Raw genomic sequence first — 19,213 nt, 5'->3', positions numbered from 1 at the left:
GTATAGTGGCGAATGTTTATGTTTTGTGCATGAACATAGACAATAGAATATTGAAAGTTGAGGAATTATGGCAATACATGTGATTCAAAGCCAACGCATTGATGTCTTGGTGCAAGGGCTTTTGCAAAATACCATTCGGCCATCTAAACATCCTTTTGCAGTTTTGCAAACGCAACATTTTATTGTACCCAGTCCTGCGGTGCAGGAGTGGTTGAGTCAACGTATCGCAGAACAACAGGGCATTAGCGCCAATAGCCAATTTCATCAGCGTATCCGTGGATTTCAATGGTTTGCTTATCAACAAGTACTTGATGATAAAGATAAAGTACGTAAAGCCAATATTCCACGTCTGATTATGAAGTGGCGGATTTATCAGACTTTAAAAAGCTTTATTGAACATGAGGAAAATAGTCTGGCTGAAGACCATCCGTTGCATTCTATTATTCAACGGATCTATGACGCCGCTTCACAGTTACAACAAGGTTTAGATAAACAACTGAAAAAGCAAAGTATGTTGTATTGGGTGTCTGAGCAGGTTTCAAAACTGTTTAGTCACTATATGTTGTACCGTGCTGATTGTGTACGTGGCTGTCCGCAGAATCAAGCTTGTCAGTGCCCAAGTAATTGGTTGGCGCAATGGGGGCGTGGAGAAGCACTGAATTTAGAACAGCAATTTTTTAAGACCAATCAGCAGATTTCAGCATTTACGCTGAATCAGGCACAAGAACTGGAAAACTGGCAACGTTGGTTATGGCAACATACATTTCATGATGATTTTATTGAAATGCAGAGTATTGATGCTGATTTTTGGCATGTGATGGAGGATGTTCAACAACGACCACAGGCTCTAAAAAAATTACCAAGTCAACTGATTGTCTTTACCTTGTTGGATTTGCCACCCAGTCAATTACAGTTTTTGAGACGACTTGGACAATATCTGGATGTGGTGATTTTACATTACAATCCATCACAAGAATACTGGGCAGACAGTGTCGATCCAAATTGGAAAAAACAATACGATTTACGAGTAAAAGAACGCTTTATTAGTAAAAATCCAAATGCAACAGATGCGGATATTCAAAAATTTTTCGATGAATTTACCTTAAATTTTAATGCTGAAATTCGAGAATCTCGTCATCCTTTATTGACACGTTTTGGCAAACAAGCGCGTGATCATTTTTCGATTCTTTCCAACCTTTCTTCTGGAGAAGAAGGACAGTGGGTAGATGCTTTTGTCGATGAAGAACCGATTAATTTATTGACTAAACTCCAGTCCGATATTCTTTATTTAGTTGAGCCAGAGGCACATGCTTATCCAATCGCAAAAGAGGATGATTCGATTCAGATTCATGTATGTCATTCTGCATTAAGACAACTTGAAGTATTGAGAGATCAATTGATTGCTTGGTTAGCCAAAAGCTCGCTAGATCAACCTCGCCGTCCAAATGATATTTTAGTTTTAGTGCCAGACTTAAAACAGATTGAGCCACTGATTCGCAGTGTATTCCCACATACACCGAATCAGGACAGTGTTTATTTGCCTGTGAAAATTGCAGGAGTGACGGCATTGGATGCTCATAATGCTTGGCGCGCTGTGTTAGGACGTATTCAATTGATTGAAAGTCGTTTTAGCATTGAGGATTTTGCAGATTGGTTAAGTTTAACTGCGACTCAATTACGTTATGATTTAGATATTGCCAATACAGAACGCATGATTGAATTGCTGATCAACGCTGGATTTAAACGTGGTTTAGATGCGCAACACTTAAAGCGCTCGTTGAGTCAAGATGACGATGATTTTCGTTTTAGTTTTAAATTTGCATTGGATCGTTTGGTATTGGGCATTGCAATTCCAGAACATCGATTATTTGAAAATGTATTGAGTTATGCACAAGTCTTTACAGCTGATTTTGAGCTGATCACGACCTTGGTACAGATTTACCAAGACTTTGATCATCGTAGAGATTGGATGATTGCACATGAGCTCGGCAAACAAACCACATTAAAATGTAATGTGGAAGCGTGGTTAAAATTGCTGATGCAGGATATTGTTGAATTTGAACAAGCAGGTGTCGAATCTTTAAAAACGGTACGTGAGATCGTAAAAAAACAAGAACGTATGCTGACTTTGGCGAGTTTCTATGACGAGCAAGAACAGTCTATTCTCCAAGATATTGATTTGCCTTTGGCATATTTACTCAATGAAATTCAAAACTTATTAGAGGGGCAAATTGATCAGGCTTTACCGACAGGGCAGATTACGTTTAGTCAGATCGGACAAATTCGCCCGCTGCCTTATAAGCTGATCGTACTGTTAAATTTGGATGGTGGTAAATTCCCAGATCGTGATGTTCATGTCCCTTTCGACTTAATGCAAATCCTTAAACCACAGTTGGGTGATCGTTCACGTTTGGATGATGATCAAGGTGCATTTTTAGATGCTTTACTGTTGGCACAAGAAAATCTATGGTTATTTTACAATGGCTTTGATGTCAGTGATGGTGAGGTTCGAGACCCATCAAGTGTATTACAAGAGTTGATCAATCATATTGCCTTTATTAGTCAAGCCGATCATTTGCAATCAACATCCACATCAAATACAAGCCCTGAGAACTTGACTGCTGTAGCACAAACCGTGTCCTTAGATGGAATTGAAGTACCAGAACAGATTCAAACTTTATATCATGTCCACACTTTACAGCCCTTTGAGCCTTCTGGTTTTGAATCCCAACAGTCCATCCGTTATCAGGACCAATGGTTCCAAGTCGCACAACAGATTCGTCAAACAGAGGCATTGGCTCAACGTGATGCTTGGGTGAATACCGCTTATCCATCAGCTCAAGACGATATTATAGTATTGGATGCAGGGCAGTGGATTCAAGATATGACCTTCCCTGCACGATTATATTTAAAAACCTTGGGGGTTGAAAATCTAAGCGCAGATGATATGCCAGCATTGAATGAACCTTTGATTTTGGATGGCTTGGCACGTTATCAAATCCGAGATTTTTTACAAAAGGCGACGCTTCATTCTGTAGATGATGCTGCGGTAAATGATATGCGATTATTACAGAATCAACTTCCGATAGGCAAGGTTCAGCTCAGTGCATGGCAAATCGGCTTGGCTGAACAAGATAGTTTAAAAGCACGCTTAAAGCGTTATGCGCCTGAAGTGACATTGACCACACAGCGTCAGTGGCGGATTGAATCTGGTTTGGTTATGAACATTACCTTGCCTCAACAGCAGCGCACAGATTGGGTCAGTTTAGATGCCTCAAGTGGTCGTGCTAAACGTCGTACTAAAGTTTGGTTAGAGTATTTGTTGTGGCTGAGTTATTTAAATCTGGATGCCGAACAGTCGAAAGGTTTACAACGGATTGCGGTATTTAGTGATGTGACGATCATCAATACAGGATTAAGTTCAGCACAAGCAAAACAATATTTATTGGCATGGTTTAAAGCCTTTGCTTATGGACAGTCTGAGCCTTTGGTATTGCCCGCTGCATTATTGTTGAAGCTCAGTGAAAATAATAAAACATTGACCTGGATAGCTGAAGACTCTGGTCGTTCAGTGATTGAGGATTTCACAGTAATACTCAATGAGTGGAATAAAAGTGATGCATTTTTACCTTATGATTTGACGGAAATGGAGTGGAGCAAAAAGCATCGGGATTGGCAATTTATTTTGCAAGAACAAGATGCGACTGCACTGCTCAAGCATGCTTGTGATCAATTTGCGTATGATCTGTATCAACCCATTTATCAGTATCAAATTGTTGCGGAGGAATCATGATGACTTCCGTAAATTTATCGCTTAGTAACACAGCCAGTAGCAAAAAAAAGCAGGTTTCGATTCAACCGATTGAAGATATGCACTTTGCTGGTTTACATTGGATCGAAGCTTCTGCAGGTACAGGTAAAACCTATACCTTGTCCAGTTTGATGGTGCGGATTTTTTTAGAAAAATACTTACCAAGCCAAGTGATTGCAACCACATTTACTCGAAAAGCTGCTGCCGAGTTGAAAAGTCGGATTCGTTCACGTTTACAAGATACGTTTCACTATTTTGAATCCTGTCGAGAGCTGACTGAATCACAGGTTTTAAACAAAGCCCAGCAGGAAACCGATCCTTTATTTTCTAAGTTGTTGAAAATATTTGCATCGCAAGTGGCTTATGCCTGTGAACGTCTAAAACTGGTGATTGATCAACTTGACGAATTGTTTGTGGGGACCTTAGATAGCTTTAGTCAAAAACTATTACGTGAATTTGCTTTTGAAAGTGGCAAGATTGAACGTGCAGAAATTACTGATGATGCAAAAAGCTATACTTATCAATTGATTCATGATGTTTTAAGGGCATGGATTCAAAAACAACCGCAAGATATTGTCGATAGTTTGATGTTTGCAGGAGAGTTACATGGTGTCGACTACTATGCATCGACAGTTGAGCAAAGTTTAAATTTCGCATCGGCAAAATTTGTTGAGCCACAATTTTCTACTGTGGATGCTCAATCATTTCAACAGGCAATAGAACAACTGTCGCAAATTCAATTGCAACAGTTACAAACACTTGAAGCTTATTATTTATTGGACGGTGATTATTATAAGTTTTGTAATGGGACAAAATTTAGGAGTGATCGTTTTCATCGTATTTTTACCAAGAGTCTGCCACAAATTATTCAAACCACCCAACAACAGGGCTATAAACATTATTTGAGTTCCGGGTTGGCAGTGGAAAAGTCTGATTTTTCCACTTTGATCAAAGTGCTTCGTGAACAACAGATCTTTAAGAAAGCAGCCCCTGAACATGTACAGCTGGGATTTTATCAACATCCGATTGTTCAACAGCTGTTGAGTATCTATGCGCAAATCGAAGTATTTGAAAATCAGTTGCTCGGAACCAATACTTTTCTTAAATATTATTTGGCGCAAGAAGTGAAGCAGCGCTTACCACAAGTATTACAGCAAAAGGGTGAAACAACCTTTGCCCAGCAAATTCGAACGCTTGCGGAAGCTTTACAAGGTGAACAAGGACAACGGTTTGCTACTTTTGTCCATGCACGTTATCCCTTAATTTTGGTTGATGAGTTTCAGGATACCAACCAAGATCAAGACGATATGTTAGCGCAAATTTGGCGTCATCCAAGTCGAGTTAAGAATGGCTGTATGATCATGGTGGGTGATCGTAAACAAGCGATTTATGGTTTCCGTGGTGGGGACATGCTGACTTTTTTAAAAGCACATCAGGATGTGTTTGGTAAAGATGGCAACGAATATAACTTGATCTATAACCATCGTTCAGTAAAACCCTTGGTTGAGGTGGTCGATGCCTTATTTCAAAGACAAATGGATTTTGGCGAGCAGGTGATCTATACCCCTGTGCAAGCAGGCAGTCGCCCCCATCCAGATCTGTTGGATCAGGGACAGATAAATCCTCAACCTTTAAGATGGCTCAAGTTAGCAGATAAACAGCTTGAAGCAGAACAAGTGGCATGGAAAATCCGTGATTTGCTCAATCAAGGTATTCAAGGCAGTTTATTGTTTAAGGAGAAATCCGCGCAGCGTCCGCTAGATGAAAATGACATTGCTATTTTATCGAAAAACCACGATGGGCTGGATAAGGCACAAGCTGCGTTAGAGTTTCTGGGGATTCGCACCAATCGACCTTCAAAGAAAAGTGTTTTTGAAAGTCAGATTGCCCATGATGTTGGGGCTGTACTGACTGCAATTTTGCACCCTTACCATGAAGCGAAAGTAAAACGTGCTGTATTAAGTCGTATGATGGGTTTGAGCTTAAAAGATTTGATTGCATTAGAACAGCATGCAGATGGCTTAAGTGAATACATCGAGTTGTTTGATCAGGTCCGTGAAATATGGCTGAATCAAGGTTTCTTAACTGCTTGGCAATATCTACTCAATCAGTGTGCGGTCTGGAAAAAACTGGTGGAAAAGCGTAGTCGTGATAATGAGCGTGTGGTGGTGAATTTACGTCATTTAACTGAACTGCTCAGCCAACACAGTGAAACATATCAAGGTGCGCAAAATCTTTATCATTGGTATTTAAAACAGCTGACTGCACCAATGGAACGAGAGTGGGAAATGGAGCGTAAACTGTCCAATGAGGCAGGGGTCCAGTTGATGACCATTCACCAATCGAAGGGTTTAGAGTTTAAATTTGTTTTTTTACTGGGTGCAGACAAAGAATTTAAAGAAATCAATAAGACCTTGAACTTTTCGACAGCAGTCCAATTAAATAGCCAGACAGGGCAGACTGAACAACAGCGTGTGGTGGCTGTTAATGACAGTAATTTACTGGATAAAAAAGATATCGAACAACATAATGAGCGTGCTTTAGCAGAACATCATCGTTTGTGGTATGTGGCGTTGACCCGTGCCAGTTATCGTGTTTATGCCCTGTTGAGTGATACCAAAGAAAAGTCGACAACAGGCTTGGCATTTTGGCGGGGTCAAGGTGCTGATGTTTTTCAGCATATCGGTAGCTGTATGGAAGACTTACTGACTGAGCGTCCTAAAGCACTGGAAAAACCTAAGTCTGAACATCCTTTACCATTAATTGCGCAAGCATTTCCAACACAGCGTTTTTATCCGCGGGGAAAAACCAGTTTTAGTGCTTTGGCCCAACATTTAACACGACAACAAATTCAAGATGCCTTGGCAGTTTCTGAACAAAAGCAAGACCGTGCAGAAGATGAAATTCAACAGCCGATGATTGAAATTATTCAGCAAACACAGCCTGAGCAACCGATTGCATGGATCAAAGCCAATTTTCCAATGGGTACCATTGCAGGAAATTTCTTGCATGAAATCTTTGAACATATTGATTTTCAGGATACACGATATTGGCATCTTGAAATTCGTCGACGTTTTAAAAATGACTACTCCAGTTTATGGACGGAATTGCTTGAAAAATACCGACTGGCTTTTTTAAACCAAACTGTAGAGGAGAATGCTTTAGCTCAATCCAATGCTGAAGAAACTTTGCTGACTTGGGTTGCTGAGTGGCTGGCTGAGGTCTTATCCACACCAATTCTCAAAAATTTCCAATTAAAACAGCTTGAACCTCATCAACATTTGGCTGAGTTCCCATTCTATTTATCGCTTTCAGATCGAGTTTTGGCAATTCAACGGATTTATCAGTTATTTGATGAGTACGGAATAAAAATGCCTGAGTTTAATGATGCTCGTTCAGCCCGTTATCTCAATGGCTCAATTGATTTGGTTTTCTTTGATGGGCAGCAATATCATATTGCCGATTATAAAAGTAATTTTCTGGGTGCGGATCAACACAACTATACCTCAGAAGCCGTGCAAGAGAGTATGTCACATGCCAGTTATTGGTTGCAGGCATCGTTATATTTGGTGGCTTTACATCGCTATTTAAAAATCCAACTTGAAGACTACCAAATTGAACGGGATTTAGGTGGTGCAACTTATTTGTATTTACGTGGTATGAATGCTCAAGTCGATCAAGGCTACTATTTCTGGCGCCCCACCACAGAGTTTATTTTGAGATTAGATGCGATACTGGGCTATTTTGTTGAGGATAAATCTAGTGAAATTGTGTGAATAGTTATTTGAAAAACTGTATAAACAATAGGTTATCATGTGGATAACTTTGTTGAAAACCTTGTAGATAACTCTGAGGATAACTGTGTGGAAAATCAACAGGATTTAGAAAGCCAAGTCCCACAATGGATTGAGACATGGAGTAAATATGTTTTAACACAGTATTCCACAAGCCCTAAATTAGATGAATATGCACTTGAACTAGCACAAGAAATACTTTTGGCAAGCACTCAGGGTGATAGTTGTATTCCCGCAAAGGATAAAAATACAACAGGGTTAACGTCCTTGATGATTCACGCAGACAATCCAGAAAGCGCAGTTGCGCCGTTTGTACAAGATCATGAGTATCTTTATCTCTATCGTTATTGGCAACTTGAGAGACGCTTGGCACAACAAATTAAACGTCTGAGTGTGCAATCTACTGCTCAGGTGGATGTTTCGGAATTTGATGAACTATTGACTGATGCTTATCAAAAAGCGACTTTGGCTATGGTCGCGAAATCGGCTTTGAGCATGATTACGGGGGGACCGGGTACAGGTAAAACCTATACTTTGGCAAGAATCATTGCCGTATTATATCAAGCAACTCCAGATATTCGAATCGCGATGGCAGCACCTACAGGAAAAGCTGCACAACGTATGGGGGAAGCTTTGCAGAAGTCCTTGTCTGATCCTAAATTACAACATTTTGGTTTAAGTCCAAATCTATTTAATCCGATGACCTTGCATCGTTTGTTGGGATTAGGTCATCAACAGACCCCGCGCTTTAACCAACGCCAACCACTGCCTTATGATGTTGTGGTTGTAGATGAAGCTTCAATGCTGGATTTAAATTTAGCAACCATGCTGTTTGAGGCGATTCCTGAACATGGACGTTTAATCCTGTTGGGTGATGCAAATCAATTGGCTTCAGTGGATGTCGGTGCAGTCCTTGCTGATCTGCAACAGATGGAAACTTTGTCTGATCATCGGGTTAATTTAATGACCAGTCAACGCTTTAAAGAAGGTGCATTGATTGGGAAAATGGCAAAGTTTATTCAAATGCAAAAAACGCTGGATACTGCTCCATCGCAACTTTTAGCACACTTTGAACAAGAGGTGGTTGTTGCAGGAGAACTTAAACCAGTCGATTTATTACCAGACATGCAAGATGTCATTCAGCTTGAGTATCTTCCTGAAAAAATTGCGCAAGCTGATTTAGCGGGCTACTACAAGAAATTAAGTTTAGGTTTCCATACTTATTTTGAAAGCCTTCAGGTTTATTTGAATACCGACACAGAACATGATCAAGCCAAGATGGTCGTACACGCGTTTGACAGTTACCGGATTCTCACCGCTATACGTCATGGGGTAATGGGTTTAAACAGTTTAAATACAGAAATGGAAAAAGCTTTATTTGAATATATTCCGACTTTATCCAAACGAGGAGATTGGTATGTGGGGCGTCCTGTGATGATGACCTACAATGATTACCAATTAGGACTCTCTAACGGAGATATTGGGATTTGTCTGAAACACCGTCAACAGCAGGGACAATTCGAAGTCTATTTCCCTAGCTTGGATAAATGGTTTCCTGCAACTCGTTTGCCTAAAGCAATGCAGACGGCTTTTGCACTGACGATTCATAAATCACAAGGCTCAGAATTTACTCATACCGCAGTGGTTTTAGATTCGGCAGCAACTCGGCTATTAAGTCAAGAGTTGATTTATACCGCAATTACACGAGCCAAATCTGTGGTCAGTCTCTTGGTTGATCAAAGCGCATTTGTACAATCTCTGAATATAGCAACCACACGTACTAGTGGATTGGTTAGGATGGTTAATGCGGTATAATTATTTTGAAGTTTAAATTGATAATTTGAACATTGTACGAAATTGCTTACATGAATTCGAGAGATTTGCGCATAGAGCTTCATGTTAGTTTTTGAGATGATGAAGCCATAAAGAGCTCGGCAAGGATCGTTGAGTAAAATCGCAAAATAAGAACAACTTGAAGTCGTGAGACTGCGAACTTACAAGAAAGTAAGTAATAAAAGAGGAAACTTACAGCCGCTAAGCCTTGTAGTTTTGGGAGAGACTACAGGGCTTTTTTATTGCCAAGGGATTGCCACTCTAGTTTTCAAATTATGATAGGTTCATCTTTTATTTTTGTTAGTTTAGATTAAAAATTATACTTGAAATCCACATTTATTATGTCATCTATCACATTTTAAAAGGCTTTTTATGAAACTCACCACGGTCATTTTTCTGTACGCAATTTCTCACATAAAGATGAGTTAAATACGACTTTTGTCTTACATATTTGACATGTATAATAAGTCATATATGGACATAATTGGTCACATGGTCGTGAAAATGAATGTCAGTGATAAAACAATAAGTGTCGAGAGCACAATAAAGATAATAAATAAGATACCGACAATAACTAAACAAGAAACTACAGCGCAACGGAAAAGCCCTAAGAGTAATCTTAGGGCTTTTTCATATCTTACTTTCTGATTTAAACCAATTCTGTTTCAGTACGATCTGTACCAAATACAGCACGACGTTGTGCTTTCGGGATTTTAGGGCAGTTATTGGAAATTTGATAAAGTGTTTGTGCCAAAGCAGGAATATGTGTACCCATGACGGCTTTTCCTGTATTTAAAATACTGACACTAATATCGCGTTGAGGATCAGCCCAGCATAAGATATTGGAAAATCCAAGATGACCAAACGCTTGTCCTGTCATTGGACCAAAAATACCCAAAGGATTGCTGCCTAACATTGGACCTAATGCATAGCGCATAGGGGCAAGTAGTGTTCGATCAATATTAGTGGTGGATGTTGGTAGCGTTGCACGGAAAACCGTTTCTGGGCTCATGATCCGTTTGCCCTGATATTCTCCGCCATTCAACAACATTTCAAAAAAACGGTTGGCTTGTTCTGCACTGGTATAGATGTTGCCAGCAGGGCAGACAGTATCCATAAAGCGTGGATCATTGGTTACATCTACCGCAAGTTGTAATCCCCCACCTAAAACATGATTTAAATATAAATCAGTTCCAAGTTTTGGATGCACACCAGTCGGATAATTCAGCGCGACTTGATCGCGATATTCAGGTTTTAAACCATAATTGAAAAACGGCATATTCATGGGTTTTTCAATTTTTTCATGGAGGAATTGACGGAGATCTTGCCCAGTCACGCGCTCGATCAATTCACCGAGAATATAACCTGCTGTGACTGCATGGTAAGCTAAATGTGAGCCTGCAGGGGAAATCGGCTGTGCAGCATAGAGATATTGTAAAATTTGATCTTTATCAAATAAGAGCTCTGGGGTGACTTCCATTTCTATACGTGGAATGCCACCACGATGCGACAGTAAATGAAAGATTGTGGCACGGCGTTTGCCATTTTGTGCATATTCAGGAATGTAATGACTGATCGGGTCCAATAAGTTGATTTCACCTGTTTCATCTAACATGTGAATCAAGATGGCGGTAATCATTTTGGATGCTGAAAATAAGCAAATGGGGGTATCTGGACTTGCAATCACAGCATTTTTGGCTAAACCATCCGCAGAGTTTCCTGAGGTGTGCCCCAAACTGCGGTTCAATATGATTTGACCATTACGTCTTAAACACACACTGATCAGGGGGTGATTACCTGTTTGATAAAGGTGCTCAATACTCTGCCAGATTTTATCTACTTGTTTTAATGTCATTCCCCCGAGTTCAGGATGAACTTCATTTTTACTACTGGTGATGCTGCCCAAATCCTTGGGTACAAAACAGGTGTTGGTCGAAAATAACTTCACAATCGTTGTCCATGCTTATTTTTATTCAGAACAAGTGTGAACTGAGTCGAGATAAATGTCTGTGTCCGAATTGCCATGCACTGTGTAAAAAAAGTGCAATATTGATGTGCTTTTATCATCAAGTGAAACTTGCTAGAACTGAGATGTACAATATTTTTGCAATCTCAACATACTTCCTTTAAAATAAGCCTCTGCTGTAGTGATGCACGGCAGTTAAATTGGTTTTGAAGAATCAATTTGATTTGTATCAAGTATTTAAATTAAGCATCTCGGAGAAATCGAATGGCTTTAACAAACGCAGATCGCGCAGAGATCGTTGCAAAATTCGCTCGTGCTGAAAATGACACTGGTTCACCAGAAGTACAAGTTGCTTTATTGACTGCTCAAATCAATGATTTGCAAGGTCACTTCAAAGAACACAAACACGACCATCATAGCCGTCGTGGTTTGATCCGTATGGTTAACCAACGTCGTAAGCTTCTTGACTACCTTAAAGGTAAAGATGCTACTCGTTATAGCGATTTGATTGCTGCTTTAGGTTTACGTCGTTAATTCGATTTAAACTTTTATTTTCGGATTATTGCATGCTGAATGCTGTATTGATGAAAACTAAAGTCTATCCAGTATTTACTGGATAAAAGGGAAGGGGCGAATATTCGCTCCTTCTTCGTGTTTAAAATTAGTCTAAATAAAGATTTATTGTCTAGTGAGGTCGGCTTCTAAGCTTTGTCATTTATGTAACAGATATGAATGCCAAACCTTAGGGGTCTCCACTAGAATAAAATTAGGAAACAAAAATACATGTCAATGTTTAATGTTATTCGTAAAGAATTTCAATATGGTCAACATCAAGTTGTATTAGAAACAGGTCGCGTTGCTCGTCAAGCAAACACTGTATTGATCACTATGGGTGGTGTAACTGTTCTTGTAGCTGTCGTTGCACAACCTACTGCTAAAGCAGGACAAGACTTTTTCCCACTTACAGTAAACTATCAAGAAAAACAATATGCTGCAGGTCGTATCCCAGGTGGATATGGTAAGCGTGAAGGTCGTGCTTCAGAGTCAGAAACTTTAATTTCTCGTCTTATTGACCGTCCAATTCGTCCATTGTTCCCTGAAGGTTACTATAACGAAATCCAAGTGACTGCTACAGTTGTTTCTTCTGATAAAACAATGGAAGCCGATATCGCTGCAATGTTGGGTACTTCAGCAGCTTTAGCTATCGCTGGCACACCTTTCCGTGGTCCAATCGGTGGTGCGCGTGTTGGTTTAATCAACGGTGAATATGTTCTTAACCCAAATTTAGAACAGCTTGCTCAATCTGATCTTGATCTTGTTGTTGCAGGTACAGAATCTGCGGTATTGATGGTTGAGTCTGAAGCGAAAGAGCTTTCAGAAGACCAAATGCTTGGTGCTGTGCTTTTCGGTCATGATGAAATGCAAATTGCGATCCAAGCGATTAAAGAATTTGCTGCTGCCGCTGGTGCAACAGAATCTACTTGGACTGCTCCAGTTAAAAACGAAGACCTTCGTGCAAAATTAAAAGACGCATTTGAAGCGAAAATCTCTGAAGCATATACCATTGCGGTTAAGCATGACCGTTATGCTGCATTAGATGCTTTACAAGCTGAGGCTGTTGCGCAGTTTGTTCCAGAAGAAGATGTTGATGGTATCGCTGACGACTTAAATGAACTCTTTGAAGATTTAAAATACCGTACAGTGCGTGACAATATCCTTTCAGGTAAACCACGTATTGACGGTCGTGATACCAAAACTGTTCGCGCATTAGACGTACAAGTGGGTGTATTGGATCGTGCTCATGGTTCAGCATTGTTTACGCGTGGTGAAACTCAGGCGTTGGTTACAACGACTTTAGGTAATACACGTGATGCGTTGATGGTTGATACTTTAGCGGGTACAAAAACCGACAACTTCATGTTGCACTATAACTTCCCAGCATACTCTGTGGGTGAGACAGGTCGTGAATCTGGTCCTAAACGCCGTGAAATTGGTCATGGTCGTTTGGCTCGCCGTGGTGTTCAAGCGGTACTTCCACCCGCTGATCGCTTCCCGTATGTGATTCGTATCGTGTCTGACATTACTGAATCAAATGGTTCATCTTCAATGGCTTCTGTATGTGGTGCATCATTGTCACTTATGGATGCAGGTGTTCCACTTAAAGCGCCAGTTGCAGGTATTGCAATGGGTCTGGTAAAAGAAGGTGAGCGTTTTGCTGTGCTTTCTGACATCTTAGGTGATGAAGACCACTTAGGTGATATGGACTTTAAAGTCGCAGGTTCTGCAAACGGTATTACTGCACTTCAAATGGACATCAAAATCGAAGGAATCACAGAAGAAATTATGGAAGTTGCGTTGAATCAAGCATATGCAGGTCGTATGCATATTCTTAACGCAATGAACCAAGTGATTTCACGTGCTCGCCCTGAAATTTCAATGCATGCGCCAACATTCCAAGTGATCAACATCAACCCTGATAAGATCCGTGATGTGATTGGTAAAGGTGGTGCGACAATTCGTCAAATCACTGAAGAAACTAAAGCGGCAATTGATATCGAAGACAACGGCACAGTACGTGTATTTGGTGAAACTAAAGCAGCAGCTCAAGCAGCGATTGCAAAAATCCAAGCACTTACAGCAGAAGTTGAACCAGGTAAAATCTACCCAGGTAAAGTGATTCGTATTGTTGAATTCGGTGCATTTGTAAACATTATGCCGGGTACAGATGGTTTACTTCACATCTCACAAATTTCAAATGAACGTGTTGCAAACGTGACAGATATTTTGGCTGAAGGTCAAGATGTTAAAGTTCAAGTTGCTGATGTAGACAACCGTGGTCGTATTAAATTAACGATGAAAGATGTAGACCAAGCATAAGCTTGCTAGGCTTTAGACCCTTTTAGTTTGTTTAAAGTCTAATAAAAAAAGCCCGCCTTGAGTTTTGCCAAAGTAACAACTTTGGCTTGCTCAGGGCTTTTTTTATGGCATGATGCATAGCAAGAAAGATCAATAATTACTGTGAATATGCAAAGTTTCTATTTTTTTCAGCATCCTGATGAACCTTATACTTGTATACAGAAACAACCTGTGCTCGATGCAGAACAACAGTTTGTTTGGGTGGATTGTACGCGTGAAGATGTAGTTAATCGTGCGGAGCAATGGCAAAAAGAAATTCATAATGATACGGACGTTCATCTCAATGAATATCATATTCGAGATATTTTAAACATCGAACACCCATGTGCCTTTGATACGATGGAAGATTATGATTTATTAATTTTTCGGAAACTGATTACGCCAGATGATCAGATCAGTAGTGGTGACACGGCATTAGAACATCATGATCGTGTTTTTGGTTTAGCGACATCTCCAGTCAGTTTTATTATTACTCCCCAAGCTTTAATCACCGTACGTGAGCAGGGCAATCATGCCTTTGAAAGCTATTTAGCTCGTATCCTGAATATCATGAATAAGGATTTAGAAGAGCAAAACAAACCACGCAAGCTCCCGAGAACACCCTTAGATTTAGCATTACGTTTATTAAATAGCATGATTGATGGTTATCTGGATTTGCGCAATCCGCTTTCACGCCGTGTCGAGTTTTGGCAACAAGAACTTTTGCAAGGCAATCGTCGCTTTTCAAAATGGCATCAACTATTCCAAGAGAATATGGTTTTTCAGCAAATTGAAAACCTATGTGAAGAACAAATTGATTCTTTACAGGAACTTCGAGATGAAATTGTTGAAAACTATGCCCATTTAAAAGGTAAAAAGCATAGTGAAAAGCAAGATATTATTTTGGTTCGAGTCGATGATTTGGTGAGCCATGTCGAACGTATCCAAAAGTATACGGTGAGATTGAGCACAGCCATCCAAACAGCAATTGATTTACATTTTTCAGCAATCGCCAATCAAACCAATGAAAACATGCGAATACTTGCCATTATTACTGCGGTATTTGCACCACTCACCTTGTTAACGGGTGTTTATGGAATGAATTTTGAATTTATACCTGGTTTGCGTAGTCCCATGGGATTTTGGATTATGCTTGGGGTGATGCTGGCATGTACGATCGGCTTATTAATCTACTTTTACCGCCGTCATTTGGTTGGACGTGGTGAAAGAAGTGTGATTGATATGTTGGCACAACAACATAAAAATCAACACGTGAATTTACTCTGGTTTTTGGATTATGAGCCGATCAAACAAACCATGAAGGAAGTTGAAAAAATCACAAAACTGAAATAATTAAATATTATTCTGGTTGAGGATTGATATGAGCTGTTTTTTGTAAAATCAAATAGAGTTGATCTTTTAATCTCAATTTTTTACGTTTAAGTTGCTCAATATTTTCATGAATATGATTGAGGGGATCAAGTTCAAGATGACTGATTTCACGATCCAGTTCATCATGATCAATTAAAAGCTTGGCAAAATGCGGATCTTCTTGTTTTAGCATACACATGAGATCACGATATTCTGGGAACATGTGTTTCAACTTTTTATTCATTACTTTCGAATTCATTAGCGCCTATAACCTCTTGCATAAAAATTCTAACAATCAAACAAAAACGGAAAGACAAGTTCTGCATCATGACAGGTTAAATATTAACCTGTCACTAGGCATTAACATTTTGAAATGAATTAATGAGCATGGAGGTGAAGGTGTTTGACTTGTTTGCGTAATTGTTGAACCTCGTCAAGTAAATCCATCATCATCGCGACAGCAGATAGACTGGCTTCAAAGTCACGTTGCAAGCGGTAGGCTCGACGTGCTCGTGAAATATCTTCTCCAAAAAATTGATGGATACGATTTTCTGGGCGTGCAGGTAAAATCTCATATTCCAATAATTGCAAAATCCATTCAGGGCTTTGACCGCATGCTTCAGCAAAATGTTTGAGATCTAAATTTATGTTTTCATCTACGATTTCCGCATCATGGAAACCGTCATAGACAATTTCACGATATTGAATGGTTGTCATGATTGCTCTCCTTTAGCATCGTTATATGCATCTATAAAAATTATGAACGTGGGTGAAAGTCATTAAAAGCATCTGCAAAATCTTGATATGCTTTTTGCTGTTGGTCTGTGGTGACTTTGGGATAAACAATATTGATCACCAAATAAAGATGCCCGGGTGTCTTATTGGGTATGCCTTTGTCTTTTAGGCGTAACTGTTGATCATTTTTGGCATTTTTTGGAACAGTGACTTTGACTTTACCAGCAGGGGTGTCGATTTCAATACTTTGACCAAGCGCTGCTTCCCAAGGTGTGACATCAACTGTGTAGTAAACGTCAGCGCCTTCAACGCGAATGCGGTCAGTGTCTTGATATTGAATTTCAATATACAGATCACCATTTTCACCCCCATTGATACCCGCTTGACCTTGTTTGGACAGACGAATTTGCTGTCCTTCTTTCATGCCTTTTGGGATTTTAACTTGCAAGGTTTTTCGCTGTACTTCAGGCTCACCATAAGCATTGTAAGTGGGAATTTGCAAGGTAATGCTTTGTGTTGCACCTTCATAACCAATATTTACAGGAATTTGAATACTGGCATGTTGATCCTCACCTCGATAACTGCGTTGCTGTTGAGACCCTCTTTGTCCAAAATCTTGTGAGCGCCCACCACCAAAACCACTGCCAAAGCGACCAAATAGGTCTTCAAAGCCACTAAAGTCTTCGCCACCACCTTGACTATAACTGCGATGGAACTGGCTACCATCAAAACCACCTTGCCCTGAAGATTGCCCACCGAAGCCACTTGCATTTGCATAAGGGTTGTCTAACTCAAAATCATATTGTTTTTTCTTTTCTTCATTGCTTAGGGTGTCGTAAGCCACATTGATTGCTTGCATTTTGGCTTCGGCATCTGCCTCTTTACTCACGTCAGGGTGGTATTTGCGCGCTAATTTTCGATATGCCTTTTTTATCTCATCTGGTGTCGCAGTTCGAGAAACACCTAAATCTTCGTAATAGTTTTTTGCCATAGTTCAGGTCATTATTTTGTTTAACTTTATTCTATTTTTATGCCTTTTTTTAGGCAGATGGAAGAGTAACTTAGTGTGGTTATTGTTTCAAAACTTATTTTTGAGTCATATTGGCATCATCGTGAGTCAAAATGCATTAATATAAAAAAGGGTATAAGCCATGATGACGGCTTTGTATCATGTAATATTCATTGAAAAATAAATGTATCCAAAAAGATGAATCCTGTGAACTCACATCAAAAATATTATAAAAAAAGCGCCGAAGCGCTTTTTAAAATTAACCACAATTATTCAATTCTGACCCAAGTTTGAGATCGACCTAATAAGGAAATTCCAATATATCCACGGAGTGTTAATCGGTTGCCTTTAGGATTAATTTTAATTTTACCCGAATAGACATTGCCAGATAATGGGTCTAAAACATGTCCTGCAACATATTCACTAGGATTATCTGGACTTTGTTTAAAGTCATCAATAATTTTCAAGCCAACGATTGGGGCGTCTTTTAGATTGCCTTTGCATTTATGGCAATATCCCACTAAAGGGCTATTGGGCAGGGGACGGGTATTATAAATTTTACCGCTATAAGTCCCATTTGGATTTTTACTGATTTCAACATCTGCTCTGGAATAGCCAGTTTTGTCATCAATCGCCTTCCATTTACCCGCAAGATCTGCTGCTTGTGTCAAGCCTGTAAACAACAGGCAACTGAAGATAACAAGTGCTTTTATTTTCATTGGACATCCTTGTGATAAATTGAAATAGAATAAAAAAAGAGCAAATTAGTTTGCTCTTTTTTAAATTAAAATCAATATGTTAAAGGGTTGGAAACTTAAATATAAATCTCTAAAATGTCGATCAATTAACTTAAATGTTCACCAAAGAGATTTAATGCTTCTTTTGCTGTGAACTGATATTTTTTATTGCAGAATTGGCAATCCATTTCGATTGGATTTTGGATTTCCAAAGTTTCCTTCACTGCATCTAAGCCAATTTGAATCAATGCATTTTTACATTTATCACGTGAACAAGTGCAGTTAAATTGAAGTTGTTCAACATCAGGCAAGCGAACTTCTTCTTCGTTGTATAAACGATACAGAATTTCTTGCGCAGTCAAGTCGGTTAACTCTTCAGGTTTGAGAGTTTGGGTCAACATAATCAAACGTGGCCACAAATCTTCATCTACACGCTGTTGTTCTTCTTCATTATTACGTGGTAATAACTGAATCAGTAGTCCCCCCGCATTGTGGTAGGTGCTCGCTAAAACAATGCGTGTTGGAATTTGTGCAGAAAGGTCATAGTACTGCATTAAGCAACCCGCAAGGGTAGGTTGATCAAGTGGTACAATTCCTTGATAACGCTCACCCATTTCAGGTTCAATGTTAATAAATAAAACAGGTTGTTGTAGCGTGCTGAGTACAGTGCTGCTGTCTTCACTCAACATAAAGTGTGGATCTTCTTCATAATCCGCAAGTGCACGTACATCACCTAAATGATTGCACTCAGCCATCGCCCATTTAAATGTACCTTGGGCTTGAATTTGTAAGCTAATACGTCCTTTTATTTTTAATGTACTTGCCAATAATGCGGTAGCACTCAACATTTCACCAAGTAAGATACGCACAGCAGGCGCATAATTACGTTGTGACAAAATAGTTTGTAGTGCCGTATCTAAATGCACAATCTCACCACGCACAGGGCTATCTTCAATATAAAAACGTTGACGTAAATCAGACATAAAATTCTCCAAATCCCTGTTTAGATGGTGACGATATTATAAATCACAAGTTCATTTCACCCTAAAAACTGTGCTACTT

The 19,213-nt window shown here is 39.5% G+C and carries 12 protein-coding genes; 6 read left to right on the top strand and 6 right to left on the bottom strand.

Going from position 1 to position 19,213, the window contains the following annotated elements:
* Positions 1-67: 67 nt before the first annotated feature.
* The 3 genes from AC1Z3T_RS18965 (at position 68) to recD (ending at position 9,420) form a co-directional block, all read left to right on the top strand.
* Positions 68-3,793: an exodeoxyribonuclease V subunit gamma gene (locus AC1Z3T_RS18965; RefSeq protein ID WP_100884398.1), complete on the top strand. Its 3,726-nt coding sequence runs from the start codon at positions 68-70 to the stop codon at positions 3,791-3,793.
* Positions 3,793-7,587: a UvrD-helicase domain-containing protein gene (locus AC1Z3T_RS18960; protein WP_167387380.1), complete on the top strand. Its 3,795-nt coding sequence runs from the start codon at positions 3,793-3,795 to the stop codon at positions 7,585-7,587. Before AC1Z3T_RS18965 ends, AC1Z3T_RS18960 begins: the two co-directional genes overlap by 1 nt.
* Before the next feature lie 87 nt (positions 7,588-7,674).
* Positions 7,675-9,420 carry an exodeoxyribonuclease V subunit alpha gene (gene recD, locus AC1Z3T_RS18955; protein WP_483396868.1) on the top strand — a complete coding sequence of 582 codons (1,746 nt, stop codon included), beginning with the start codon at positions 7,675-7,677 and terminating at the stop codon, positions 9,418-9,420.
* Between the two features lie 667 nt (positions 9,421-10,087).
* Here the strand turns inward: recD and AC1Z3T_RS18950 are convergent.
* Positions 10,088-11,386 (bottom strand): serine hydrolase domain-containing protein, encoded by a 1,299-nt coding sequence (locus AC1Z3T_RS18950; RefSeq protein WP_100884402.1) that lies wholly within the window; start codon positions 11,384-11,386, stop codon positions 10,088-10,090.
* A 282-nt stretch (positions 11,387-11,668) separates the two neighbouring features.
* Here AC1Z3T_RS18950 and rpsO point away from each other — a divergent pair, with 282 nt between their 5' ends.
* The 3 genes from rpsO to AC1Z3T_RS18935 all read left to right on the top strand — a co-directional run bounded on the left by rpsO (position 11,669) and on the right by AC1Z3T_RS18935 (position 15,652).
* Positions 11,669-11,938, top strand: a complete 270-nt coding sequence (gene rpsO / locus AC1Z3T_RS18945; protein ID WP_004725514.1) for a 30S ribosomal protein S15 — start codon at positions 11,669-11,671, stop codon at positions 11,936-11,938.
* A 255-nt stretch (positions 11,939-12,193) separates the two neighbouring features.
* On the top strand, positions 12,194-14,281 hold the full coding sequence (pnp, locus tag AC1Z3T_RS18940) for a polyribonucleotide nucleotidyltransferase (protein ID WP_171064930.1): 2,088 nt from the start codon (positions 12,194-12,196) through the stop codon (positions 14,279-14,281).
* A 147-nt stretch (positions 14,282-14,428) separates the two neighbouring features.
* Positions 14,429-15,652, top strand: coding sequence for a magnesium transporter CorA family protein (locus tag AC1Z3T_RS18935; protein ID WP_100884403.1), 1,224 nt, complete (start codon positions 14,429-14,431; stop codon positions 15,650-15,652).
* 7 nt (positions 15,653-15,659) lie between these two features.
* Here AC1Z3T_RS18935 and AC1Z3T_RS18930 read toward each other — a convergent pair whose 3' ends face one another.
* From AC1Z3T_RS18930 to hslO, 5 genes are all read right to left on the bottom strand, one after another.
* Positions 15,660-15,929, bottom strand: a complete 270-nt coding sequence (locus AC1Z3T_RS18930) for an HP1242/YdcH family protein (RefSeq protein WP_004825328.1) — start codon at positions 15,927-15,929, stop codon at positions 15,660-15,662.
* Positions 15,930-16,048: 119 nt separating this feature from the next.
* The gene (locus AC1Z3T_RS18925) at positions 16,049-16,387 is read right to left on the bottom strand and encodes a chaperone modulator CbpM (RefSeq protein WP_009587211.1); all 339 of its coding nucleotides are present in this window, start codon (positions 16,385-16,387) and stop codon (positions 16,049-16,051) included.
* A 40-nt stretch (positions 16,388-16,427) separates the two neighbouring features.
* The gene (locus AC1Z3T_RS18920) at positions 16,428-17,396 is read right to left on the bottom strand and encodes a DnaJ C-terminal domain-containing protein (RefSeq protein WP_004825326.1); all 969 of its coding nucleotides are present in this window, start codon (positions 17,394-17,396) and stop codon (positions 16,428-16,430) included.
* Between the two features lie 287 nt (positions 17,397-17,683).
* Positions 17,684-18,133, bottom strand: coding sequence for a DUF2147 domain-containing protein (locus AC1Z3T_RS18915; RefSeq protein WP_100884404.1), 450 nt, complete (start codon positions 18,131-18,133; stop codon positions 17,684-17,686).
* A gap of 125 nt (positions 18,134-18,258) precedes the next feature.
* Positions 18,259-19,134: an Hsp33 family molecular chaperone HslO gene (gene hslO / locus AC1Z3T_RS18910; RefSeq protein ID WP_100884405.1), complete on the bottom strand. Its 876-nt coding sequence runs from the start codon at positions 19,132-19,134 to the stop codon at positions 18,259-18,261.
* Between the last annotated feature and the right edge of the window lie 79 nt (positions 19,135-19,213).

This window comes from Acinetobacter sp. B-6 (genome assembly GCF_056930735.1).
The sequence above is the reverse complement of the archived record's forward strand: the minus strand, read 5'-3'. Positions and strand labels throughout refer to the sequence as shown.